Annotated in this window: 24 protein-coding genes; 9 read left to right on the forward strand and 15 right to left on the reverse strand. The window is 72.2% G+C overall.

What is annotated here, in order from left to right:
• Positions 1-17: 17 nt before the first annotated feature.
• A complete protein-coding gene (locus AB0412_RS13545; protein ID WP_366402727.1) occupies positions 18-1,526 on the reverse strand; it encodes a PLP-dependent aminotransferase family protein in 1,509 nt (502 codons plus the stop codon).
• Positions 1,527-1,625: 99 nt separating this feature from the next.
• Between AB0412_RS13545 and AB0412_RS13550 the strand changes: the two genes are divergently transcribed.
• The 4 genes from AB0412_RS13550 to AB0412_RS13565 all read left to right on the forward strand — a co-directional run bounded on the left by AB0412_RS13550 (position 1,626) and on the right by AB0412_RS13565 (position 5,116).
• Positions 1,626-2,291: a hypothetical protein gene (locus tag AB0412_RS13550; RefSeq protein WP_366402728.1), complete on the forward strand. Its 666-nt coding sequence runs from the start codon at positions 1,626-1,628 to the stop codon at positions 2,289-2,291.
• Entirely contained in the window at positions 2,288-3,064 is a 777-nt protein-coding gene (locus AB0412_RS13555; protein WP_366402729.1) for a glycerophosphodiester phosphodiesterase, read from the forward strand. Before AB0412_RS13550 ends, AB0412_RS13555 begins: the two co-directional genes overlap by 4 nt.
• A gap of 52 nt (positions 3,065-3,116) precedes the next feature.
• Entirely contained in the window at positions 3,117-4,463 is a 1,347-nt protein-coding gene (locus tag AB0412_RS13560) for an MFS transporter (protein WP_366402730.1), read from the forward strand.
• 278 nt (positions 4,464-4,741) lie between these two features.
• The gene (locus tag AB0412_RS13565) at positions 4,742-5,116 is read left to right on the forward strand and encodes an RNA polymerase-binding protein RbpA (RefSeq protein ID WP_003977404.1); all 375 of its coding nucleotides are present in this window, start codon (positions 4,742-4,744) and stop codon (positions 5,114-5,116) included.
• 145 nt (positions 5,117-5,261) lie between these two features.
• Here the strand turns inward: AB0412_RS13565 and fxsA are convergent, their stop codons facing one another.
• The 4 genes from fxsA to AB0412_RS13585 form a co-directional block, all read right to left on the reverse strand.
• A complete protein-coding gene (fxsA, locus tag AB0412_RS13570) occupies positions 5,262-5,834 on the reverse strand; it encodes an FxsA family membrane protein (RefSeq protein WP_366402731.1) in 573 nt (190 codons plus the stop codon).
• A 55-nt stretch (positions 5,835-5,889) separates the two neighbouring features.
• Entirely contained in the window at positions 5,890-6,723 is an 834-nt protein-coding gene (locus AB0412_RS13575; protein WP_366402732.1) for a polyprenol monophosphomannose synthase, read from the reverse strand.
• A 534-nt stretch (positions 6,724-7,257) separates the two neighbouring features.
• Positions 7,258-8,862, reverse strand: a complete 1,605-nt coding sequence (locus tag AB0412_RS13580; RefSeq protein WP_366402733.1) for an amidohydrolase — start codon at positions 8,860-8,862, stop codon at positions 7,258-7,260.
• 111 nt (positions 8,863-8,973) lie between these two features.
• Complete coding sequence (locus AB0412_RS13585; protein WP_306188601.1) at positions 8,974-9,414, reverse strand: Lrp/AsnC family transcriptional regulator; 441 nt, start codon at positions 9,412-9,414, stop codon at positions 8,974-8,976.
• A gap of 212 nt (positions 9,415-9,626) precedes the next feature.
• Between AB0412_RS13585 and AB0412_RS13590 the strand changes: the two genes are divergently transcribed.
• Entirely contained in the window at positions 9,627-10,061 is a 435-nt protein-coding gene (locus AB0412_RS13590; protein ID WP_366402734.1) for a hypothetical protein, read from the forward strand.
• Between the two features lie 188 nt (positions 10,062-10,249).
• Positions 10,250-10,501: a hypothetical protein gene (locus tag AB0412_RS13595; protein WP_366402735.1), complete on the forward strand. Its 252-nt coding sequence runs from the start codon at positions 10,250-10,252 to the stop codon at positions 10,499-10,501.
• Here AB0412_RS13595 and AB0412_RS13600 read toward each other — a convergent pair.
• Entirely contained in the window at positions 10,464-11,636 is a 1,173-nt protein-coding gene (locus tag AB0412_RS13600) for an acyl-CoA dehydrogenase (RefSeq protein WP_366402736.1), read from the reverse strand. The two genes, AB0412_RS13595 and AB0412_RS13600, sit on opposite strands and share 38 nt — an antisense overlap.
• 356 nt (positions 11,637-11,992) lie before the next feature.
• On the opposite strand from AB0412_RS13600, the gene AB0412_RS13605 reads away from it, so the two are divergent.
• Positions 11,993-13,225, forward strand: a complete 1,233-nt coding sequence (locus tag AB0412_RS13605; RefSeq protein ID WP_366402737.1) for a glycoside hydrolase family 18 protein — start codon at positions 11,993-11,995, stop codon at positions 13,223-13,225.
• Positions 13,226-13,328: 103 nt separating this feature from the next.
• On the opposite strand, the gene AB0412_RS13610 is transcribed toward AB0412_RS13605, so the two are convergent.
• The 3 genes from AB0412_RS13610 to AB0412_RS13620 all read right to left on the reverse strand — a co-directional run bounded on the left by AB0412_RS13610 (position 13,329) and on the right by AB0412_RS13620 (position 15,683).
• Positions 13,329-13,994 carry a TetR/AcrR family transcriptional regulator gene (locus AB0412_RS13610; RefSeq protein WP_366402738.1) on the reverse strand — a complete coding sequence of 222 codons (666 nt, stop codon included), beginning with the start codon at positions 13,992-13,994 and terminating at the stop codon, positions 13,329-13,331.
• 66 nt (positions 13,995-14,060) lie between these two features.
• Positions 14,061-14,201 (reverse strand): SCO1431 family membrane protein, encoded by a 141-nt coding sequence (locus AB0412_RS13615; protein WP_260825861.1) that lies wholly within the window; start codon positions 14,199-14,201, stop codon positions 14,061-14,063.
• Positions 14,202-14,309: 108 nt separating this feature from the next.
• Complete coding sequence (locus AB0412_RS13620; RefSeq protein WP_366402739.1) at positions 14,310-15,683, reverse strand: peptidase C39 family protein; 1,374 nt, start codon at positions 15,681-15,683, stop codon at positions 14,310-14,312.
• 293 nt (positions 15,684-15,976) lie between these two features.
• On the opposite strand from AB0412_RS13620, the gene AB0412_RS13625 reads away from it, so the two are divergent.
• Positions 15,977-16,597, forward strand: a complete 621-nt coding sequence (locus AB0412_RS13625; protein ID WP_366402933.1) for a hypothetical protein — start codon at positions 15,977-15,979, stop codon at positions 16,595-16,597.
• Between the two features lie 430 nt (positions 16,598-17,027).
• Positions 17,028-18,884, forward strand: coding sequence for an AAA family ATPase (locus tag AB0412_RS13630; RefSeq protein ID WP_366402740.1), 1,857 nt, complete (start codon positions 17,028-17,030; stop codon positions 18,882-18,884).
• A gap of 42 nt (positions 18,885-18,926) precedes the next feature.
• Here the strand turns inward: AB0412_RS13630 and AB0412_RS13635 are convergent, their stop codons facing one another.
• The 6 genes from AB0412_RS13635 to ribH form a co-directional block, all read right to left on the reverse strand.
• Positions 18,927-19,997, reverse strand: coding sequence for a hemolysin family protein (locus AB0412_RS13635; RefSeq protein ID WP_366402741.1), 1,071 nt, complete (start codon positions 19,995-19,997; stop codon positions 18,927-18,929).
• On the reverse strand, positions 19,994-21,325 hold the full coding sequence (locus tag AB0412_RS13640; RefSeq protein ID WP_366402742.1) for a hemolysin family protein: 1,332 nt from the start codon (positions 21,323-21,325) through the stop codon (positions 19,994-19,996). Before AB0412_RS13640 ends, AB0412_RS13635 begins: the two co-directional genes overlap by 4 nt.
• A 248-nt stretch (positions 21,326-21,573) precedes the next feature.
• Positions 21,574-22,029, reverse strand: a complete 456-nt coding sequence (locus AB0412_RS13645) for a PH domain-containing protein (protein WP_366402743.1) — start codon at positions 22,027-22,029, stop codon at positions 21,574-21,576.
• Between the two features lie 24 nt (positions 22,030-22,053).
• Positions 22,054-22,917, reverse strand: a complete 864-nt coding sequence (gene hisG, locus AB0412_RS13650; RefSeq protein ID WP_366402744.1) for an ATP phosphoribosyltransferase — start codon at positions 22,915-22,917, stop codon at positions 22,054-22,056.
• 55 nt (positions 22,918-22,972) lie between these two features.
• Positions 22,973-23,245, reverse strand: a complete 273-nt coding sequence (locus AB0412_RS13655; RefSeq protein ID WP_004990764.1) for a phosphoribosyl-ATP diphosphatase — start codon at positions 23,243-23,245, stop codon at positions 22,973-22,975.
• Positions 23,246-23,279: 34 nt separating this feature from the next.
• A complete protein-coding gene (gene ribH / locus AB0412_RS13660; protein WP_260825868.1) occupies positions 23,280-23,765 on the reverse strand; it encodes a 6,7-dimethyl-8-ribityllumazine synthase in 486 nt (161 codons plus the stop codon).
• Positions 23,766-23,798: the final 33 nt, after the last annotated feature.

Genomic DNA, 23,798 nt, shown 5'->3' on the forward strand with positions numbered 1-23,798 from the left:
GCCCTGTTACGTCAGAGCTACGCCACGAACGTCCGCGGCGGCTCGGCCCCCGACGTGCCCCCCGTCTCCACCAGCCGGGCCGCCGCCGCCAGCCGGGCCGCCGCCTCCTCCGCGACCGCGCCGCCCACCGTGAACGGCAGCCGGACGTAGCCCTCGAAGGCGCCGTCGACGCCGAAGCGCGGGCCGGAGGGGACGCGGACGCCGACCCGTTCGCCCGCCTCGGCGAGGCGTGAACCCGACAGGCCGCCGGTGCGCACCCAGAGGGTGAGCCCGCCCCGGGGCACCTCGAACTCCCAGTCCGGCAGCTCTCGCCGGACGGCGGCGACCAGTGCGTCCCGGTTGTCCCGGGCCTGTTCGCGCCGCACCTCGACGGCCTGCTCCCAGCCGCCGGTGCCGAACAGCCAGTGCACGGCCAGCTGTTCCAGCACCGGAGTGCCCAGATCGGCGTACGCCCGTGCGGCGACCAGGCTGCGGATCACGTCGGGGGCCGCGCGCACCCAGCCGATGCGCATCCCGGCCCAGAAGGCCTTGCTCGCCGAGCCGACGGTGATGACGGTGGAGCCCGCCGGGTCGAAGGCGCAGACAGGGCGCGGCATCGCGCTCTCCCCGAGGTCGGGGTCGAGCCACAGCTCGCTCATCGTCTCGTCGGCGACCAGCACCGTCCCGGCCGAGCGGGCCGCGTCCACCAGGCGGCGCCGCTGGTCCTCGTCGGCGAGCGCACCGGTCGGGTTGTGGAAGTCGGCGACGACGTAGGCGATGCGGGGTGCGGCCTCCCGCAGCACCTGCCGCCAGCGGTCCATGTCCCAGCCCGCCAGGCCCTCCGCCATGGCCACGGGCACCAGCCGGGCGCCGGCCTCCCGCATGAGCTGCAGGATGTTGGCGTACGACGGCGACTCCACCGCGATGCGCTCGCCCCGGCCGCCGAAGAGATGGCAGATGGCGTCGATGGCGCCCATCGCGCCGGTCGTCACCATGATCTGCTCGGGCATGGTCGGGATCCCGCGCGCGGTGTAGCGCTCGGCGATCATCGAGCGCAGCGCGGGCAGCCCGGCGGGATAGTCGCCGTGGGTGTGCGCGTACGGCGGGAGCTCCTCCAGGGCGCCCTGCACGGCGCGGGTCAGCCACGGCTCGGGCGCGGGCAGGGCGGCGCAGCCGAGGTCGATCAGCGAGCCGAGCGCCTCCGGCGGCAGCGGCTCGAGGCCCCGCGCGGGCACCGGATTCCCGGCCGGCACCGCGGTCCAGCTGCCCGCCCCGCGCCGGGACTCCAGGAACCCCTCGCTGCGCAGCGCCTCGTAGGCGGCGGCGACGGTGGTGCGGCTGACGGCCAGGGAGAGGGCCAGTTCGCGTTCGGCGGGCAGCCGCGCGGCGACCGGCACGCGCCCTTCGAGCACCAGCAGCCGGATGCCGTCGGCGAGCGCCCGGTAGGCCGGCGGACGCCGGGTGCCGGGTCCGGCGGGGCGGTCCTGCTGGGACTTGAGCAGCCGGGCGAGCTGAGCGGCCCCCACCGCCGAGGTCCACTGCGCCATGAGAATCAGTCCACCTTCCCCGGATTGGCCATGGATGGCATCTCCGTCCAAGCCACAGGGTGTCATGCATCGGTCCACTTCCACCACAGGGGGCATCACGTGTCCAGCCACTCGTCCCGGCCCGGTCGTCTCGCACGACGGCTGTTCCAGCTGTACGCCGGTCTGGCGCTGTACGGCGCGAGCTCGGCGCTACTGGTCAGGTCCGGGCTGGGACTGGAGCCCTGGAACGTGCTGCACCAGGGCCTGTCCGAGCGCACGGGACTGTCGATGGGCCTGGTGCTGACCATCGTCGGCGCGACCGTGCTGCTGTTGTGGATCCCGCTGCGCCAGCGGCCGGGCCTCGGCACCGTCTCCAACGTCCTGGTGATCGGCGCGGCGATGGACGCCACGCTGGCGGTGGTGCCGGACGCGCACGGGCTTCCCGCGCGCGTGGCGTTCATGGTCGCGGGCATCGTCCTGAACGGCGCGGCGACCGGGCTGTACATCGCGGCGCGGTTCGGTCCCGGCCCGCGGGACGGACTGATGACCGGACTGCACCAGCGCACGGGGGTCTCGATCCGCCTGGTCCGCACGGCGATCGAGATCACGGTGGTGGCCACCGGCTTCGTCCTCGGCGGTACCGTCGGCGTCGGCACGCTGCTCTACGCGGTGGCGATCGGTCCGCTCGCCCAGCTGTTCCTGCGCGTGTTCGCCGTCCCCTCGGCATCGGACGGCAGCACGGTCGTTGCCACCGGGCAACCGCGGCGAGCGATACTGCGTCCGTGACCTCGCCGATACGCCAGCCGCGCCACCCGTATCTCGACCATCCGGGCCCGATCGCCTTCGCCCACCGGGGCGGGGCCGCGGACGGTCTGGAGAACACCGTGCGGCAGTTCCGGTACGCCGTCGAGGCGGGCTACCGGTACATCGAGACCGATGTCCACGTCACCCGCGACGGCCGGCTCGTCGCGTTCCACGACGCCACCCTGGACCGGGTCACGGACGGCCACGGCCGGATCGCCGACCTGCCGTGGCGCGACGTGGCGCACGCACGCGTGGCGGGCGCGGAGCCGGTGCCGCTGTTCGAGGAGCTGCTGGAGAGCTTCCCCGAGGTGCGCTGGAACGTCGACGTGAAGGCGGAACCCGCCCTGCTGCCGTTCCTGGATCTGATCGAGCGCACCGATGCCTGGGACCGGATCTGCCTCGGCTCCTTCTCCGAGGCACGCGTGGTGCGCGCCCAGCGGCTGGCCGGACCCCGGCTGGCGACCTCGTACGGCACCCGGGGTGTGCTGAATCTGCGGCTGCGCTCCTGGGGGCTGCCGGCGGCGGTGCGCCGGTCGGCGGTCGCCGCCCAGGTCCCGGAGGTGCAGTCGGGCATCCATGTGGTGGACCACCGCTTCGTGCGCGCCGCCCATGCGCACGGGCTCCAGGTGCACGTGTGGACGGTCAACGAGCCCGAGCGGATGCACCGGCTCCTGGACCTGGGAGTGGATGGCATCATGACCGATCACATCGACACACTGCGCAAGGTCATGGAGGACCGCGGCATCTGGGTCTGACGACCCGGCCCCCGGCCCCCGCAGCGCGCTCACGGGGAAGCGAGGGGCACGGGTGGGTACCGACACCGTGCGGTCACCGGCGCCGGACGAGGCGGCCGGCCGGCGGCGCGAGCAGCGCGGCTGGTACTTCTACGACTGGGCGTGCTCCGTGTACTCCACGAGCGTGCTCACCGTGTTCCTCGGCCCCTATCTGACGACGGTCGCCGAGTCCGCGGCGGACGCCGACGGCTTCGTGCATCCCTTTGGCATCCCGATGCGCGCGGGCTCGTTCTTCGCGTACTCCGTGTCCCTGTCGGTGATCGTGGCGGTGCTGGTGATGCCGCTGGTGGGTGCCGCCGCCGACCGCACCGGACGCAAGAAGCCGCTGCTCGCGGCCGCCGCGTACACCGGCGCCGGGGCCACGGCGGGCATGTTCTTCCTCGACGGTGAGCGTTATCTGCTCGGCGGCGCGCTGCTGGTGGTGGCGAACGCGGCGCAGTCCGTGGCGATGATGCTCTACAACTCCTATCTGCCGCAGATCGCCCCGCCCGAGGAGCGCGACGCGGTCTCCTCCCGCGGCTGGGCCTTCGGCTACGCGGCGGGCGCCCTGGTGCTGGTCGCGAACCTGATCCTCTACACCCGCCATGCCGCCTTCGGGGTGTCCGAGGGCACGGCCGTCCGCATCTGCCTTGCGTCGGCCGGTCTGTGGTGGGGCGCCTTCACGCTGGTGCCGCTGCGGCGGCTGCGCGACCGCCGTGCTCCGGCGCGGGAGGCGGCCCTGCCTGGCTTCCAGCAGCTCGCGGCCACGATCCGCGACATGCGCCGCCATCCGCTGACCCTGGCCTTCCTGCTGGCGTATCTCGTCTACAACGACGGCATCCAGACGGTGATCTCCCAGGCCTCCGTCTACGGCTCGAAGGAGCTGGGGCTCGGACAGTCGACGCTCATCGTCGCCGTGCTCCTGGTCCAGGTGCTGGCGGTGGCCGGCGCCCTGGCGCTGGGCCGGCTGGCCCGTAGGTACGGCGCGAAGCGCACGATCCTCGGCTCGCTGGTCGCCTGGACGCTGACGCTGGCGGCCGGGTACTTCCTTCCGGCGGGCGCACCGGTGTGGTTCTTCGTGCTGGCCGCCGGGATCGGCCTGGTGCTCGGCGGCAGCCAGGCGCTGTCACGCTCGCTGTTCTCCCACCTCGTCCCGCCGGGCAAGGAGGCCGAGTACTTCTCGGCGTACGAGATGAGCGACCGCGGCATGAGCTGGCTGGGGCCGCTGCTGTTCGGGCTCACGTACCAGCTCACCGGCAGTTACCGGGACGCGATCGTCTCGCTGGTCGGGTTCTTCGTGCTCGGGTTCGTGCTCCTGGCGCGGGTCCCGGTGCGGCGTGCGATCGGCGACGCGGGCAACCCGGTTCCCGAGCGGATTTAGCACTCGGAGCGAAAGGGCTGTAGTGTACGCGTTTGGCCTGCCAGGCGTACCGTTACTGCGCGTCAAAGATGCCGAAACGCTGGGTCACATCTGCCAACAGAGGTGACAAACCGGACGTCGGGGGGTACTGCACTGGTTGACAAGGCTGCGGCTACGACGGCGACGCATGACCCGGAACGGGACTCGGGACGGGAATCTTTACCGCCGCCCGGACGTTGACCGGATGACGACGACAGCGACACCTGTCCTGTGGGCGACAAGCCCGGGAGGCACGATTCATGAGTGAGCGAGCTCTTCGCGGCACGCGCCTCGTGGTGACCAGCTACGAGACGGACCGCGGCATCGACCTGGCCCCGCGCCAGGCCGTGGAGTACGCATGCGAGAAGGGGCACCGCTTCGAGATGCCCTTCTCGGTCGAGGCGGAGATCCCGCCGGAGTGGGAGTGCAAGGTCTGCGGTGCCCAGGCACTCCTGGTGGACGGCGACGGCCCCGAGGAGAAGAAGGCCAAGCCCGCGCGTACGCATTGGGACATGCTGATGGAGCGGCGCACCCGAGAGGAGCTCGAAGAGGTCCTCGAGGAGCGTCTGGCGGTTCTGCGCTCCGGCGCGATGAACATCGCCGTTCATCCCCGGGACAGCCGGAAGTCCGCATGATCCCTGCGGCAGCTCGGGTGTAGACCCAGCGCACTGCAGTGAACAGGACCGCGGGCGCGGTACCGATCCGGTACCGCGCCCGCGGTCCTGTGTGCGTGCGCCCCGGTCCGGGCCCGAGCCGGCCGGGCGGTCCCGGATCGCCCGCTCAGCGCGTCAGCGGCGGGCGGGGTTCCTGCGGGGTGTCCCCGGGCTCGTCACGGATGACCTCGCCCTGGACCACCTTGCCGTCGGGACGGTGGATGCGGGCCTGCTGGAAGACGTCACCCAGGCCGCCGTCCCGGGCGGCCTCGCGCAGCTTGCGGTCGAAGGTGCGCTCGGCGTAGCGGCTCACGCTCTTCTGGACCGGCGGGAGCAGCAGGAGCAGCCCCAGCGCGTCCGAGATCAGGCCGGGGATGATCAGCAGCAGACCGCCGAGCATCGTCAGGCCGTTGCCCTCGCTGTTCGGCCGGCTCGCCGGTGCGGCGCCGCCCTGCTGCTGTTGCAGGGTCTCGCTGAGGTTCCTGAAGGCCCGCCGGCCGGCCCGCTTGATGACGACCGAGCCGAGCACCAGGCCCGCCACGAGCAGCAGGAAGACGACCAGCCCGCTCGACGCCCCGGCGACGAGCGTGAGCAGCCAGATCTCCAGCACCAGCCAGGCGGCGACGCCCAGCGGCAGGAAGGTGCGCAGCCGGGAACGCCGGGGCCGGACGGGATACGGGGTCTGAGCGCCAGTCGTCATGACTCCAGTGTGCCTGGGCCCGGCTCAGTGCGGGATAAGCGGTGCGGCCCGACGATCAGCCGCCGGTCCGGGTCCCCTTGTCGTCGCCCTGTCTCTTGCTGTCCTCGCCCCGTCCCAGGACCTTGCCGACCCGCTCCGTCACGCCCCACGCGGTGACCCGCCACAGCGCCTCGACCAGGATGTCGCGGCTCATCTTGGAGTCACCGAGTTCCCGCTCCACGAAGGTGATGGGCACCTCGACCACGTGGTAGCCGGCCTTGACCGCGCGGCGGGCGAGGTCGACCTGGAAGCAGTAGCCCTGGGAGGCCACGTCGTCCAGGCCGAGGCCCTCCAGGGTCTCTCGGCGGAAGGCGCGGAAGCCGCCGGTGATGTCGCGCAGCGGCAGGTCGAGCGCCATGCGCGAGTAGAGGCTGCCCCCGCGCGAGATGAACTCACGGGACTTGGGCCAGTTGACCACCCGTCCCCCCGGCACCCAGCGCGAGCCGAGGACCAGGTCGGCGCCCTTGAGCGCGGTCAGCAGCCGGGGCAGTTCCTCGGGCTGGTGGGAGCCGTCGGCGTCCATCTCGACGAGGACGCCGTAGCCGTGTTCCATGCCCCAGCGGAAGCCCGCGAGGTAGGCGGCGCCGAGGCCCTCCTTGCCCTTGCGGTGCAGTACCTGGACCTGTTCGTCCTCGGCGGCCAGTTCGTCGGCGAGCTTGCCGGTGCCGTCGGGGCTGTTGTCGTCGGCGACGAGGACGTGCGCGTCGGGAACGGCCTTGCGTACCCGGCCGACGATCGCCTTGATGTTCTCCGCCTCGTTGTAGGTCGGGATGATCACCAAGGCCGTGCCGAGCGGGCCGAACCGCCTCCCCCGGGGGTCCGACTCCAGGGTCCCGTCGCCGTCGTTCACTGCTGCCCCTTCATGTCCTGTCCGCAGGATCCCACCATAGTGGTCGCGGCCTGCGGTGACGCGACAGGAGTTTCCTGTGGCGGCGTACTGGACCGGCGACCGGGCGGGATGCGCCGCTCGGCGGTGAGGAGGCCGCGTGCGGCGGCGGATGGGGGCCCGGCGCCCTTCGGGCCGGCCCGGGACCCGCCGGCTGCGGATCGACCTGAAGCCGTTGTCTACTGAGCGCCCGGGCCCCACCCGGGGTCGCACCTCCCCGACCGGCCGGAACGTTCCCTCGTCGCCGCGCCGACGCTGAGCCTGGCTCCCAGTGGCGGTGCCCCGGTGCGGCACACCGTCCCTGACCCAGCGGCGCTGCCACGAGTGGCGGAGGTTCCCCGGTCGGGCGTCCGGTGGTGGACCCGGCCGAACCTACCGGCCCCGCTCCGTCGCCTGTCAACAGTCGTTTGACCTGCGTAATGTGGTTCAAATGCCTGGTCAGCGCGGAGGATGCGCAGGTGGCGCGGTGCATGATCGCCACCGCGCCGCCCCCGTAGATCACTCGCCCGGCCGTACGTACACCGTGCGCCCGCCGACCACCGTGCGCAGGCAGACGGGCAAGTCACGCCCTGGGGTGAGGTCGGGCAGTCCGGGGGTGCCGGAGCGCGGGTCGGTGGACCAGCGGGCCACCCGGTCGTCGGGGGCCTGGACCACGAGCTCGCCGGTGCGCCACACGGCGTAGTCGGCGGGCGCGCCGGGCACCAGGACGCCCGCGTCGTCGCGGCCGACCGCCCGCCAGCCGCCGCGCGTGTGCGCGGTGAACGCGGCACGCACGGAGACACGGTGCTCCGGGGTGCGGTGGAAGGCGGCGGCCCGGACGGTGCCCCACGGGTCGAGCGGGGTGACGGGACTGTCGGAGCCGAAGGCGAGCGGGACACCGGCGCGCAGCAGGACGGCGAAGGGGTTGAGGGTGCGGGCCCGCTCGACGCCCAGGCGCCGCGCGTACATGCCGTCCTCGCCGCCCCACAGGGCGTCGAAGGCGGGCTGCACGGAGGCGGTCAGACCGAGTTCGGCGAAGGCGGCGACGGTCTCCTCGGTGAGCATCTCGGCGTGCTCGATCCGGTGCCGGGCGGCCCGGACGCGGGCGAGGCCGAGCTTGTCGGCGGCGGCGCGGATGCCCTCGACGACGGTGCTCACCGCCGCGTCGCCGATGGCGTGGAAGCCCGCCTGCAGGCCGGCCTCGGTGCAGTCGACGATATGGGCGGCGACGGCGGCGGCGTCCAGGTGGGCGGTGCCGGTGTGCCCGGCGTCGGCGTACGGCTCGTGCAGGCAGGCGGTGTGCGAGCCGAGGGCCCCGTCGGCGAACAGGTCGCCCGCGGCGCCGATCGCTCCCAGTTCCCGGGCCTTGGCGACGTCCTGCTCGGCCCAGTAGCCGACGACGCGCGGGCCGCTCTCCTCGGCGGCGAGGCGCAGCAGGCCGGTGAAGTCGTCCTCCGAGGAGATCTCCGGGCCGCCGCACTCGTGGACGGTGCCGATCCCGAGCGAGCCGGCGTGGGCGAGGGCGGCGCGCTGGGCCTCGGTCCGCTGGGCGGGCGTGACGGCGGCGAGGGCGGCGGCGCGCACGGCGTGGTGGTCGTCGCCGGTGAGCGGGCGGTCCTCGCGGGTCACCTCGCTTGCGGCCAGGTCGAGCAGTGCGGTGGTGACGACCGCGGAGTGGACGTCGATGCGGCTGAGGTAGAGGGGGCGTCCGCCGGTGGCCGTGTCGAGTTCGGCGCGCGTGGGGGGACGGCCGCCGGGCCAGCGGGCGGCGTCCCAGCCGTGCCCGAGCAGCACACGGTCGTGCGGGCGGGCGGCGGCGAACTCCCGTACGCGGTCCAGCGCCGCCTCGAGGGTGGGCGCGTCGGACAGGTCGAGGCCGGTGAGGGCGAGGCCGGTCGCCGTGGTGTGGACGTGCGCGTCGGTGAACGCCGGGGTGACCAGCGCCCCGTCGAGATCGATCACCTCGTCGACACCGTCCGCGAAGGCGTCGGCGGCCCCCTCGGAGCCGACCCAGGCGACCTGCCCGCGCTCCACGACCATCGCGGTGGCGAAGGGATCGGCGGGGCTGTGGACCTCTCCCCGGCGGAGCAGAACGGTGCGCGAAGGGGTGGTGCGTTCACTCATGCCCCACAGTCTCGCGCGTCGCCGGCCCCGGCCCGCACCCAGGTCGCCTCATCGGCAGCCGCAGGCCCTGCGGGAACCGGCGGTGGCAGAGTCCTGCGGGGGCCGGCGGTGTCAGATGCGCGGCGGCCGGGCCTCGTACGGTGTCGACAGCACCACCGTCGTCCGCGTCGACACACCCGCCAGGGAGCGGACGCGCGCGAGGAGCTCCTCCAGTTCGTGGGGGGTGGCGACGCGCACCTTGAGGATGTAGTTCTCGTCGCCCGCGACGCTGTGGCAGGCCTCGATCTCGGGGACCCCGGCGAGGCGGTCCGCGATGTCGTCGGGGGCGCTGGGGTCGAAGGGTTTGACCGAGATGAAGGCCGTCATGGGCAGTCCGACGGCCTCCGCGTCGACGACCGCGGCATAGCCGCGGATGACGCCACGCTGTTCCAGCCGGCGCACCCGCTGGTGCACGGCCGACGTGGACAGGCCCGTGGCCTTGCCCAGGTCTGTGTAGCTCATCCGCCCGTCCTTGACGAGCAGCTGCACGATCTGTCGGTCCAGCTCCTCCATGGCGCAAGAACCTACAGTGCGGTTGATCTCCTCGGATACCTGAGCAGCCCAGGTCATGCCCGGTTCGTGATCTGCCGCGGGCATGTGACGAACGCCACAGGCTTCGAACAGTCTCCGTGATGTTCTCGTGATTACCCCGGATCGGGGACGGGAAGTGCTTGCTGTGGTCGAGGCCGCAGTGCCTTCACGGCCCAGCCCGAGGGGGAGAACCCATGCAGAGTCTTAAGCGCCCTGGTCGTACCGTGCCCAAGCGGCAGCAGCCGGTCGTCGAGCCCGAGCCGGAGGGCGTCGAACCCGACGCTCTGGACGAGGAACCCGACGCGTACGACACCTTCGAGATGTACCGGGTCATCTGCCCGGACTGCGCGCAGCCCATCGCCCTGCTGGCGGACGAGGAGGTCCTGCCGGAGCACGCGCTGTGCGCTTCGCCGTGGAACCCGTTCGGGCTCACGGTGTGCGCCGGCACGGGCCGCAGCGCCTCGGACGCGCGTCCGGCGGACGAGTCCGTCACGCCTCAGGAGCAGGACACAGCCCTGCTGTTGACGCTCCCTCACGGGCTCGACTGGCGCACCCAGCCGTTCTCGCACGTCGGCGGCCCGGGCTCGCGTCCGATCAGGGTCCCCGCCATGCGGCGCCACGCCGCCTGAGCACGCCCTGCCGGGGGCGGCGCCCGCGCCGCCCTCCCGCACAGCCGTGAAAGGGGCCCCGCGCAGGGGCACTTGAGCGGCCGGCCGGATCACCGGTGCCGTCTCCCGTGTCCGCCGCGGACGTCCGCGAACGCACGCCCTATTCCGGCCGTCGGTGACCTGCCCGGTCGCTCCCGCGTTGCCCAGGTATGACGACCCCCACGTACTCGACGACCGGGCGTCAACGCCGTGTCTTCGTGCCGCCGCCCGCGCCGGTGGTCACGCCCGCCCCGCCGCAGCTCCCGGACCCGCCGATCTACCGGGACCTGATGCGGACGTGGGCCGACCGCGGTCGCACCCTGCCGGGGCGCCACGACCCGGAGTGGTCGCGGCTCGCGGCGCCCTGGCGGGGGCTCGGTCAGTTCAGCGGGCCTCAGGTCCCGCGAGGTGACGGGCGATGACCATGCGCTGGATCTGATTCGTGCCCTCGACGATCTGCAGCACCTTGGCCTCCCGCATGAATCGCTCGACCGGGAAGTCCGCGGTGTAGCCGTATCCGCCGAGGATCTGCACGGCGTCGGTGGTGACCCGCATCGCCGTGTCGGTGCAGTGCAGCTTGGCCATGGCGGCCTGCTTGGCGAACGGGCGTCCGGCGTCGCGCAGCCGGGCCGCCGACAGGTACAGGGCGCGCCCGGCCTCGATCTGTGTCGCCATGTCGGCGAGCATGAACCTCAGGCCCTGGAAGTCTGCGATCGGCTTGCCGAACTGGCGCCGCTCCGTGGCGTAGCGCAGCGCCTCGTCGAGCGCCGCCTGGGCCAGGCCGATCGCGCAGGCGGCGATGCCGAGCCGTCCGCCGTCCAGCGCGGACAGGGCGATGGCAAAGCCCTGGCCCTCCTCGCCGATCCGCCGGGCGTCGCCGACGCGTACGCCGTCGAAGTGGACCTGTGCGGTGGGCGAGCCCTTCATGCCCATCTTCTTCTCGGGCACGGCGGCGCTCAGCCCTTCCGCGTCGCCGGGCACCAGGAACGCGGTGATCCCGCGGGGGCCTTCCTCACCGGTGCGGGCCATGACGGTGTAGAAGTCGGCGATGCCGCCGTGGGTGATCCACGCCTTGGTGCCGGTGATCACCCAGTCGTCGCCGTCGCGCACCGCCCGGGTGCGCAAGGAGGCGGCGTCGGAGCCGGAGGCCGGCTCGGAGAGGCAGTACGCGCCGAGCAGACCGCCGCCGAGCATCGCGGGCAGATGTTCCGCCTGCTGCTCCTTGGCTCCGTAGGCGGCGAGCGCGTAGGAGGCCAGGGTGTGCACGCTGACGCCGAGACCGACGGTCAGACGGGCGATGGCGAGCTCTTCGAGCACCTGGAGGTAGACCTCGTACGGCTGGTCGCCGCCGCCGTACTCGGCGTCGTAGGGCAGGCCGAGCAGGCCGGCTTCGGAGAGCAGGGTGAAGAGCTCGCGGGGGAAGCGTCCGGCGTCCTCCTCCTCGGCCGCCTTCGGCGCGACCTCGCGCTGGGCGATGTCGCGGACGAGCGAGATCAGGTCCCGGGCCTCGTCCGTGGGCAGTTGCCGGTCCACCGGCTGCGGGGCGCGGTCGGGCATGGCGACGCTCTCCTCCCTGTTCGGGCACTGGCGGTCTGGCCCGTGGTGGGGGCGGCTCCGCCTGGGTCGTTCTGACGCCTGGGCCGAGGCTCGCCCTTCCGGGTCTCGGAAGGTGCTGACCAGCGGCTGTGCGCTGTGAGTATGCCCGATCGACCACAGCAAGTCACTGGTTAACGAGCGCTCACTTCGATAAACGTTACGCCACCCTTCGTACCCCGTCTCCCGGCTCACCGCGCGGCGAAATTGGTCCGCACCATTGACCCAACTGGTCTAGTCCTTCTACTGTTTCGCCCCACCGAGTCACCGCGTTCATGCCAAAGCGGCGGCGCGTTCCCTCCCTCACGAGGAGACACCGGATGCACTCCCCCCACCGCTCCCGCAGCCTGCGGGCGCTCGTGTCCACCCTCTGCACAGCCGTCCTCGGCGCCGGGCTGCTCGCCGGCGCGGGCCCCTCGACCGCCGCGACCTCGGCTCAGGAGGCCGCCGCCGGTTCCAAGGTCGTCGGCTATTTCACCGAATGGGGCACCTACGACCGCAAGTACTACGTCAAGAACATCGAGACCTCGGGCTCCGCCGAGAAGCTGACCCACATCAACTACGCCTTCGGCAACGTCACCGGCGGCAAGTGCGCCATGGGCGACTCCTACGCGGCCACCGAACGCACCTACACCGCCGCCGAATCGGTCGACGGTGTGGCGGACACCTGGGACCAGCCGCTGCGGGGCACCTTCAACCAGCTGCGCGAGCTGAAGAAGAAGCACCCGGACCTGAAGATCCTGTGGTCCTTCGGTGGCTGGACCTGGTCCGGCGGCTTCGGCGAGGCCGCGAGGAACCCGGCCGCCTTCGCCCAGTCCTGCTTCGACCTGGTCGAGAACCCGAAGTGGGCCGACGTGTTCGACGGCATCGACATCGACTGGGAGTACCCGAACGCCTGCGGGCTCGGCTGTGACACCAGCGGGCGGGACGCGTACCGGAACCTGATGGCAGCCCTGCGCGCGAAGTTCGGCTCCGGCAACCTGGTCACCGCGGCGATCACCGCCGACGCCACCGCGGGCGGCAAGATCGACGCGGCCGACTACGCGGGCGCGGCCGAGTACGTCGACTGGTACAACCCGATGACGTACGACTACTTCGGCGCCTGGGACGCCGCCGGCCCCACCGCCCCGCACTCGCCGCTGACCTCGTACGAGGGCATCCCCAAGGCCGCCCTGCACACCTCGGCGACGATCGCGAAGCTCAAGGACCTCGGCATCCCGCCGGCGAAGCTGCTGCTCGGCATCGGCTTCTACGGCCGCGGCTGGACCGGCGTCACCCAGGACGCGCCCGGCGGCAGCGCGACGGGCCCCGCGGCCGGCACCTACGAGCAGGGCATCGAGGACTACAAGGTGCTGAAGAACAAGTGCCCGGCGACCGGCACGGTGGGCGGCACCGCGTACGCCAGGTGCGGCAGCGACTGGTGGAGCTACGACACCCCGGCCACCATCGCGCACAAGATGACCTACAAGGATCAGCAGGGGCTGGGCGGCACGTTCTTCTGGGAGCTGAGCGGCGACACCGCGGACGGTGAGCTGATCAAGGCGATCGAGTAGCCCGGACGCGGCAGGCGCGCGAGGGGCGGGGGTTCCACGGGGGGACCTCCGCCCCTCGCGTGCGCCCCGGCGTCACACGTCCCGGGCTCAGCTTTCCCGCGCGTCACAGATCCCGGGCGTCGCGGCGGGCGGGCTCGGGGGCCGGGCAGGCGGGGTTCAGTTCCTCGATGGCGCGCAGGGTGCCGCCGAGTGTCTTCACCAGCAGCTCGCGCATGCCGTCCCGGGGCAGTTCCGGACGGTCGATCCAGGCGAGTGCCGCGCCCTCCACGCCGCACACCCAGGACAGCAGACCCATCCGCGCCAGCGGACCGATGTCATCGCGCCCGTACGCCCCCTCGGCGATGGTGGAGACGATCGCCTCGCGCACCCCGTCCCGGATGGCGTGCACCTCGGTGTCGAACCCCACGCCGCCGCTGACGATCGTGCGGTACGCGGCCTGGTTGTGCTCGGCGTAGCGCAGATAGCTGTCGATGGTGCGGTGCACCCGCTCGACGGGCGGCAGTTCGGTGCCGCTCGCGGCGAAGGTGACCAGATCGGCGACCGAGTCCTGGATGATCGCCAGGTAGTAGCCCCGCTTGGAGTGGAAGTAGTAGTAGATCAGTCCCTTGGCGACCTGCGCCTGGCGGGCGATGTCGTCCATGGAGAGCGCGTCGTACGAGGTGTCGGCGAACAACCTCCGCCCGATGGCGATGAGTTCGGCGCGGCGCGCCAGCGAGCGCTCGGTGCCGCGCGCCGGCCGGCGCACGACAGGTTGCTGACTGATATTCAATTCCGACCCCGGGCTTCCTGCGGCAGCGGGACATCCGCAGTATGGCAGGTCGGCCGACCGGTCAGATCACAGCAGCCCGAGCTGGGTCACGAGCATCGCGACGACCACGACGAGGGTCCATCCCATGACGTGCTCGAAGATCTTCGGGCCGTCTTCCTGAGGGCCGCCGGTACGGACACGGGGGGCGGTGGCTGCGTTCGCGGTCATGGCTGCTCGCTGCTCTCGGTGGTGCGGTGGACTGCCCTGCGGGCGCTGTCCACCTTGCCACCGAGAGCGGCTTTTGTGGCGGAGAGGTTGGTCACACCCCCCCCCGGCTCAGCGCACGCCCACCGCCGCGAGCGCCTTGCGCTGCCGCGCGGACGGACGGACGGGGAAGTAGAGGTAGCAGACCCCGCCGGTGCCGGAGACGACCTTGCCGGAGGCGTTGTAGCGCTTGGTTCTGAGCCAGATGTTCTCCCACTCCCGGCGCCGGTAGACGCGCCGCACGGCCTCGTTGCTCGGCGAGGCGGGGTCGTTGGCGATCACGTCGCCCTCGGCGGTGAAGCCGATCACGGTCATCAGATGGCCCGCGGTGCCGTAGCCGGCGCCCGTCAGCTCCTTCTCGAGGAAGGACTGGGACGTTATGGCCGGGATGCCTGCCGCGATCAGCGTCTCCAGGTCGGTGAGGGACCCGAGCCGCGTCACCACTCCCTGGAGGCCCTCGAAGGTGGCCGCGTAGGCGGCGTTGAACGGCCAGTTGCCGCAGCCGGCGTACTGGTAGTCGTAGGTGTGGCGGGCCGCGTGGCAGATCTGCGGGTCGGCATAGTCCGGGTCGACCCAGGCCAGCTGCTCCTCGGTGAGCCGGCCGCCCCAGTACTCGATGATCATCTGGGAGGAGGTCGGGCTGCACCAGGCCTCGCCGCCGTTGTCGTACTCCGGGTACTGGCCCTTGTGGATCTCCTGCGAGTAGCGCGGGACGATCAGCTCTTTCGCGAGGCGGGGCTCGGAGGCAGGGACCGTGAAGCGGTCGGGCACGTCGGAGCCCATGACGCCGAGCCGCCACACGGTCGGGGTGAGCTTCGTGCCGGGCCGGCGGTACAGGGTCAGGCGCAGCCGGCAGGAGACGATCCGCAGGCCCGAGGCGGGGTCGTCGACGGCGAGCGTGTCCGTCCAGACGGTGCTCTTTCCGTCGCTCTGGTCGTCCACCGAGGTCCGCCGGATGTCCTGGTCGCCGGCCGCCCAGCGGCCCATGACGTACCAGGGGGTGTCCGTGCCGTCGGAGTACGTGCCCGTCAGCTCGACCTGGAGCCAGGTGCCCTCGGGGGTGTGCGCGTTCCAGGAGGCGATGACCTCCGTCGCGGGGACGGCGAGCCGGTGGACCGGGGAGGTCCAGGTCGCGTACTGCCAGGTGGCGGTGCGGCCGGTGTGGGGGTCGGTGTAGTCGGTGGTGCCGGCGGGCTTCGCGATCACCACGCCGGGGCGGGTGCCCGCGACGGCCCGGGTGCCGCGGGCGGTGCCGGCCCGCCAGTCGGTGTACGACGTCCAGGCCCGGTTGTCCACGGTGCGGGCGGCGGCCCGCTCGGGCCTCGCGGCGCCGGTGGGGCGCGCGGTGGCGGTGCCGGCGGACGCCTGGCTCGCGCTGCCCGCGACGGCGGCGACGACCGCGGCGGCCAGGAGGGTTCTGCGGGACGGCTGTTCGGCTCTGCTCATGGGCGGAAGACCCCCAGGTGTCGAGTCGGGGCAGGTCCGTGCACGGCCGGTCGGACGGTGTGCGTCCACCGGGTGGGAGCGGGTGTGCGCCCACTATGAACACAGCCGGGCGGGTCCTGCCAGCACCCCGAGCCGTGCCGCGCCGACCAATATGGGACTCGACCAATGGCAGGAGCTGCGCAGGAGCCCGGCAGGCACTGCGGCCGGCCTGGGGCGGACCGGTCCGGTCGGCCGCTCCGGGCAGGCTCTAGAGTGCTCCCGTCACCGCCCCTTCCCCACCCCGGGAATCAGCCATTCACGCTCTCGCCTCCCGTATCCGCCGCCTCGAGCCGTCCTGCGGCCCGGTGCGGCTCGTCGGCGTCGACGGGCACGCCGGCTCGGGAAAGTCCACCTTCGCCGAGAAGTTGGCGACGGTGCTGGGCGGCGCCCCGGTGCTGCGGCTGGACGACATCGCCAGCCACGAGGAGTTGTTCGGCTGGACGGGACGCCTGCTGAGCCAGGTGATCGAACCGCTCGGCCGCGGTGAGACCGCGCACTACGCCCCGTACGACTGGCGGGCCCGCCGCTTCGGCCCGCCCCGCGCGCTGCCGGCCGCCCCGGTGATCGTCGTCGAGGGCGTCGGCGCCGGGCGGCGGGCGCTGCGCCCGTATCTGGCGCTGCTGTTGTGGATGGATCTGCCCGAGGAGGCGTCCTGGGCCCGCGGCCGGGCGCGGGACGGGGAGGAGCAGCGGGAGTTCTGGGACGGGTGGACCAGGGCGGAACGCGAGCACTTCGCCGGCGACCCCTCACGGCCGTACGCCGACCTTCTGGTGCGACAGTGCGAGGTGGGATATGAGGTGCGATTCGGGCCTGCCGTGACGTCTGAGCCGGACCGGCCGCTCACGGACGGTGACGGTCCGTCCGCGATGTGTTGAACCTGTGAAGACGCCTGTCGGACAAGTTGCCTGAGTGCTCCAACTCGGCTTGACCGAGGGCCCGTACAGGTCTTACGTTCTCAATGTGCGGCTCATCGGAGTCGCCCGCAGACGCGAAGCCCCCGGTTGTTCCCCCGTGATCGGGGGCTTCGTTCTGCCCTCTTCACATTTCCCGGACGCCGAACGGCATCTCACGCTCACCCTGGGTGAGCACGCGCGGTTGGCGCCGCTCCCGGCACCCCGTCCACGGCCTGTACGGCACCCTGGGTCAGGCACGGCCCCCGCAGGTACGATGCCCTCGGTGCGACCTACGGACGCTGCTTCGCGCACCTTGCAACTCCGGTCCGCGGCACAGCGGTTCGACCAAAGGCAGCCGACGGGCGAGGGGCCCGGAGGCAGACCGACGGGGGCACGGTTTGTGGGGGACGTGATGGACTTCGGCACGCAGGGCCCGCAGGCCCCGGCCGACCTCGCCTGGCTGCGAGGCGTGGACGCCTACACGATGGGCGCCTATCCGCAGGCCGAGGAGGAGTTCCGCACCGCGGTGCGGATCGACCCGGGGATGGCCGACGGCTGGCTCGGGCTGCACGCGCTGCGCGTCGACACGACGACCGCGCTGCTGAGGATGTTCCGCTACCGGGACCGCTTCGGCGAGCAGCGCGCCCGGCACCGCCGCACCCTCAACTCCTGGTACTGGCTGGGCTGGTGGGTGCAGCCCGTGCTGGAGAAGCCCCGCGATCTGCTGCTGGCGCACGCCTCCCACTGGCTGGACGGCCGCCATGTCCCCGAGCTGGACCGGGCGCTCGCCGGGCTGCCGCCGGTGGACACCGACCCGCAGGTCCGCTTCCTGCACGCCTGCCGGGCCTATCTCGTCAAGGACTGGGAACAGCTGGTCCGGCACACCGACCCGCTCCTGGACGATCCGATGCTCGGCATCGAGGCGGGCCTGTTCGGCGGCATGGCCCGGGTCCGGCTGGAGATGTACGGGCAGGCCGAGCCACTGCTGTCGGCGGCGCTGATGCGGTGCCGCAGCGAGCAGCCGCAGCGCAAGGAGCTGCGCTACTGGCTGGCGCGGGCGCACGAGGGCACGGGGCGCAGCGCCGCCGCGCTCCCCCTGTACCGCGCCGTGCACCGGGTCGACCCGGCGTTCATGGACACCTCGGCCCGGCTCGCGGCGATCGCCGAGGGCGACGGCTACGAGGACCCGGCCGACCTCGCCTCGATCACGCTCACCGGCGTGGGACAGGACGTGCTGGACGGTCCGGACACCCTCGATCCGCTGTTCGGCACGGAGGGGCGCGAGCTGCGGTTCGGCGACCCGGAGCCGCCTCCGGCACCGCCGCCGCCGGTCACCGCGCCGGGGGCGCGGGAGAGAGCCGGCACGCCGGTGTCCGCCGTGCCGACGGGGCCGACCGACGCGGCGTTACTCGAGGAGGCGCTTGCGGAGCTCGAGCGCATGGTGGGCCTGGAGCCGGTGAAGCGGCAGGTCAAGGCGCTGTCGGCGCAGTTGAACATGGCGCGGCTGCGGGCCGGGCAGGGGCTGCCGGTGCAGCCGCCCAAACGGCACTTCGTCTTCTCCGGGCCCTCGGGCACCGGCAAGACCACCGTGGCCCGCATCCTGGGCCGCGTCTTCTACGCCCTCGGGCTGCTCGGTGGCGACCATCTCGTGGAGGCCCAGCGGGCCGACCTGGTCGGCGAGTACCTGGGCCAGACGGCGGTGAAGGCCAACGAACTGATCGACTCCGCGCTGGGCGGTGTCCTCTTCGTCGACGAGGCGTACTCGCTGTCGAACTCCGGCTACGGCAAAGGGGACGCGTACGGTGACGAGGCGCTCCAAGTGCTGCTGAAGCGGGCGGAGGACAACCGGGACCACCTGGTGGTGATCCTGGCCGGCTATCCCGAGGGCATGGACCGGCTGCTGGCCGCCAACCCGGGTCTGTCCTCCCGCTTCACCACCCGTGTCGACTTCCCCTCCTACCGGCCGCTGGAGCTCACCGAGATCGGCAAGGTGCTGGCGGCCGAGAACGGTGACGTGTGGGACGAGGAGGCGCTGGACGAGTTGCGTTCCATCGCCGGGCACGTGGTGGACCAGGGGTGGATCGACGAGCTGGGGAACGGACGGTTCCTGCGGACGCTGTACGAGAAGAGCTGCGCGTACCGGGACCTGCGGTTGTCCATGTACCCCGGGGAGCCGGCGCGGGAGGATCTGGCGACGTTGCGCCTGCCGGATCTGATGCAGGCGTACGGCGAGGTGCTGTCGGGGCGGGGGCCGCAGGACCTCACGTGAGGCAGCCGGTGCGCCCCCGCCCGGCAGCTAGGGGGTGTCCGCCTAGGCCGGCACCTGCCGCTGGGCCGGGTCTCGCATCTCTCCCACCGGCGCCTGCCGGTGGGCCGGGTCCCTCACCTCGCCCACCAGCATCTCCAGCACGTCCTCCAGCGCGACCAGACCCAGTACCTTCCCCGAGGCGTCCGTCACCTGCGCCAGATGGGTCGCCGCCCGCCGCATCACGGTCAGGGCGTCGTCCAGCGGAAGTTCCGGCCGCAGGGTGGTCATCCGGCGCCACAACCGCTGCGGCACCGCCCGGTCGGAGTCCTCCAGGTCCAGGACGTCCTTCACGTGCAGGTAGCCCATGAAGGCGCCGCTGCCCACGGCGACCGGGAAGCGGCTGTAGCCCGTGCGGGCCGTCAGCTCCACGATCTGCGCGGGAGTGACCGCCGGGTCGACCGTCACCAGGGACTCGCGCCTCAGCAGCACGTCCGTCACCGGACGGGAGCCCAGCTCCAGCGCGTCCTCGAGGCGCTCCGCCTCCTCGGGGTCGAGCAGACCCGCCTGCCCGGCGTCCTCCACGAGCCGGTTGAGCTGCTCACTGGTGAAGACGGCCTCCACCTCGTCCTTCGGTTCGACCCGGAACAGCCGCAGCACCCCGTGCGCACAGGCGCCCAGCGCGACGGTGACCGGCCGGCACAGACGGGCGAACCACACCAGGCCGGGGCTGAGCCACAGCGCGGCCTTCTCGGGCGCCGCCATCGCCAGGTTCTTCGGCACCATCTCGCCGATGACGAGGTGGAAGAAGACCACCACGGCGAGCGCGATGACGTAGCCGAGCGGGTGGATCATGCCGTGCGGCAGGTGGATCCACGCGAACACGGGCTCCAGCAGCCGGGCGACCGTCGGCTCGGCGACCGCGCCCAGCGTCAGGGAGCAGACGGTGATGCCGAACTGCGCCGCGGCCATCATCTGCGGCAGATGCTCCAGGCCGTACAGGACCTGGCGGGCGCGGGCGGTGCCGAGGGGCTCGATCTGGCTGCGGCGGACCGAGACGAGCGCGAACTCGGCCCCGACGAAGAATCCGTTGGCGAGCACGAGCAGCGCGGCGAAGAGGAGTTGCAGCACGCTCATCCGGCTGCCTCCACGAGCGGCAGCGGAGCCGTGCGGACCAGACGGACGCGCTCGGCACGGTAGTGGCCGACCCGGCGGACCGACAGCTGCCAGCCGGGCAGTTCGGCCCGGTCGCCGACCGCCGGGATCCGGCCGAGGAGGTCGGCGACCAGGCCGGCGACCGTCTCGTACGGGCCCTCGGGGACGTCGAGTCCGATGCGCAGCAGGGCGTCGACCCGGGCGGACCCGTCCACGTCCCAGGCGGGGTTGCCGTCCTCCGGCGGGGCGGCGACGAGCTCGGGGACGTCGTGACCGTCGTGCTCGTCCCGGACCTCGCCGACGATCTCCTCGACGATGTCCTCCAGCGTGACGACACCGGCGGTGCCGCCGTACTCGTCGACGACGACCGCGATGGGCTGCTCACTGCGCAGCCGCGTCAGCAGCGGCCGTACGGGCAGGGTCTCGGGGACGAGCAGCGCCGGGCGGGCGATCTCGTGCACCGGGGTGCGCAGCCGGTCGGGCGCGGGCACCGCGAGGGCGTCCTTGAGGTGGACCATGCCGGTGATCTCGTCGATCCGCTCCCGGTAGACGGGGAAGCGGGACAGGCCGGTGGCCCGGGTGAGGTTGACGACGTCCTGCGCGGTCGCCGAGGCCTGCAGGGCACTCACCTTCACGCGCGGGGTCATGACGTGCTGCGCGGTCAGCTCGCCCAGGGACAGGGTGCGCACGAACAGGTCCGCCGTGTCCTGCTCCAGGGCGCCGGCTTGCGCCGAGTGCCGGGCCAGGGAGACGAGTTCGCCGGGGGTGCGGGCGGAGGCCAGCTCCTCGGCGGGCTCGAGGCCCAGCAGGCGCACCAGGCGGTTGGCGACCGCGTTCAGTCCGGCGATGACGGGGCGGAACACGCGGGCGAAGACATGCTGCGGGCCGGCGACGAAGCGCGCGACCTGCAAGGGGCGGGACACCGCCCAGTTCTTGGGCACGAGTTCGCCGATCACCATCTGCACCGCGGAGGCCAGCAGCATGCCGACGACGACCGAGACGCCGGGGACGGCGCCGTCGGGGGTGCCGATCGCGGTGAGCGGGCCGTCCAGGAGCTGGGCGAGCGCCGGTTCGGCGAGCATGCCGACGACGAGGGAGGTGATGGTGATGCCGAGCTGGGTGCCGGAGAGCTGGAACGACAGCTCCTTGAGCGAGGCGACGACGCGGCGGGCGCGCCGGTCGCCGTGCGCGGCGGCCTGCTCGGCGTCCGCTCGCTCGACGGTGACGAGGCCGAACTCGGCGGCCACGAAGAAGCCGTTGGCGAGGATCAGCAGGAAAGCGGCTGCGAGCAGCAGCAGGGGGGTGGTCATGATGCCGCCGCCTCCGCACAGGTGCGTCCCTCGTGGCAGAGGTCCGCGCTATGTCGGCAGGGGGCGGCGCAGGTACTGCAGGACGATCCGTCCATCGCCGGAGGGGGTCACTCCTCGGGTAGCAGGAACCCCTGGCGCACCGGGCGGGACGGCAGGGGCGGAGGCGCTCTCGTCGCGCCTCCGCCCAACAGATTAATCAAGACAGGGGTGACTGCGGCAGAGTGGACGGCCCGGACGCGTCCCGGAGGTCAGCCGCCGGGTGTGTCGGGGTGGGCCGTGGACCGTGCCTCGGCGAGCGCCCGCAGCGCCCGTGCGTCGGCGATGGCCTGCTGCCTGGCGATGCCCGGCTGGATGCCGAGCACGGGCAGGCTGGTGCCGTCGCTGAGGTCGAGGAACACCCACGGGTCACCGGGACGGAGGTGCACCTGAAGGATCTCCGCCCAGGCCAGGCGACGGCTGCTCGCGATGTTGACGACCGTGACGCCGGCCTCGTCGGCGACGGCTTTCGGCCGGGCCAGCATCAGCAGGACGCCGGCCAGCAGGGCGGCGGTGAACACGAAGCTGATCTTCTCGCCGGTGCTGAGCTGCTCCAGCAGCAGTGCGATCACGGTGATGACCACGAAGATCGCGACGGCGGCGGTGAGCAGCACCGCGCGGGTGCGGCCCGGCCGGAAGGTGACCGGCAGGTTGGGCAGATCGGACATGGCGTACGGCTCTCGGTACGGCGCTCAGAGGCGGCAGGCGTGGATGGCCGTGGTGAGGATGGCGCGGGCGCCGATGTCGTAGAGGTCGTCCATGATCCGCTGGGCCTCCTTGGAGGGGACCATGGCGCGGACGGCGACCCAGCCCTCGTTGTGCAGCGGGGAGACGGTCGGGGACTCGAGGCCCGGGGTGAGGGCGACGGCCTTCTCCAGCTGCTCGACGCGGCAGTCGTAGTCCATCATCACGTAGGTCCGGGCCACCAGGACGCCCTGGAGGCGGCGCAGGAACTGCTGCACCTTGGTCTCGACGTTGTCGTCGGCCTCGGCGGCGCCGTCGGTGCGGCGGATGACGACCGCCTCGGACTTCATGATCGGCTCGCCGAAGACCTCCAGGCCCGCGTTGCGCAGCGAGGTGCCGGTCTCCACGACGTCGGCGATGACCTCGGCCACGCCGAGTTCGATGGCGGTCTCGACGGCGCCGTCCAGGTGGACGACGGAGGCGTCGATGCCGTTGTCCTTCAGGTGCTTGTCGACGATGCCCTCGTAGGAGGTGGCGACCGTCCTGCCGTCGAGGTCGGCGAGGGTGTGCGCCGTGCCGGGCTTGGTGGCGTAGCGGAAGGTGGAGCGGGCGAAGCCGAGGGGGAGGATCTCCTCGGCCTTGGCACCGGAGTCGACGAGCAGGTCGCGCCCGGTGATGCCGATGTCGAGGCGGCCGGAGGAGACGTAGATCGCGATGTCGCGGGGGCGGAGGTAGAAGAACTCGACCTCGTTCTCCGGGTCGACGATCCGCAGCTCCTTGGACTCGCGGCGCTGCTGGTAGCCGGCCTCATGCAGCATCTCCGCCGCAGGGCCGGACAGGGAACCCTTGTTGGGGACGGCGATGCGCAGCATGAGGTCGGCTTCCTTCGCGTGGTTTCGTACTGGAACGGGTGCGGCTTGCAGCGGCTTACAGGTGGGCGTAGACGTCGTCGAGGGAGATGCCGCGGGCGACCATCATCACCTGGACGTGGTACAGCAGCTGCGAGATCTCCTCGGCGGCCGCCTCCTTGCCCTCGTACTCGGCGGCCATCCAGACCTCGGCGGCCTCCTCGACGACCTTCTTGCCGATGGCATGGACGCCCTTGTCCACCAGTTCGGCGGTGCGGGAGGTGGCGGGGTCGCCGTGGGCGGCCTTGTGCTGGAGCTCGGTGAAGAGCTCCTCGAACGTCTTCTTGGACATGGTGGCGCCCACTCTACGCGGTGTGGCCCTCCACCTAACGCCACGGTTCGGATACTGAGCGGAGGGTGGCCGCGGTCGCCACCGCCGCCGTCACCGCCTCGTGCCCCTTGTCCTCGCTGGAGCCCTCCAGGCCGGCCCGGTCCAGAGCCTGCTCCTCGGTGTCGCAGGTGAGCACGCCGAAGCCGACGGGCACACCGGTGTCGACGGAGACCTGGGTGAGGCCCTGGGTGACGCCCTGGCACACGTAGTCGAAGTGCGGGGTGCCGCCGCGGATGACCACGCCGAGGGCGACGACCGCGTCGTAGCCCCGGCCGGCGAGGACCTTGGCGACGACGGGCAGCTCCCAGCTGCCGGGGACCCTGAGCAGGGTCGGCTCGTCGATCCCGAGGTCGTGCAGGGCGCGCAGGGCGCCGTCGACCAGTCCGTCCATCACCTTCTCGTGCCACTGCGCCGCGATGACGGCGACCCTGAGGTCACCCACATTGCGTACGGACAGCTCCGGTGCGCCCTTGCCGCTCACGTCTCTCCTCGGTGGTTCTCTTGCCTGGTGCCG

This window comes from Streptomyces sp. NPDC052012 (genome assembly GCF_040689265.1).
Lineage (GTDB): Bacteria > Actinomycetota > Actinomycetes > Streptomycetales > Streptomycetaceae > Streptomyces.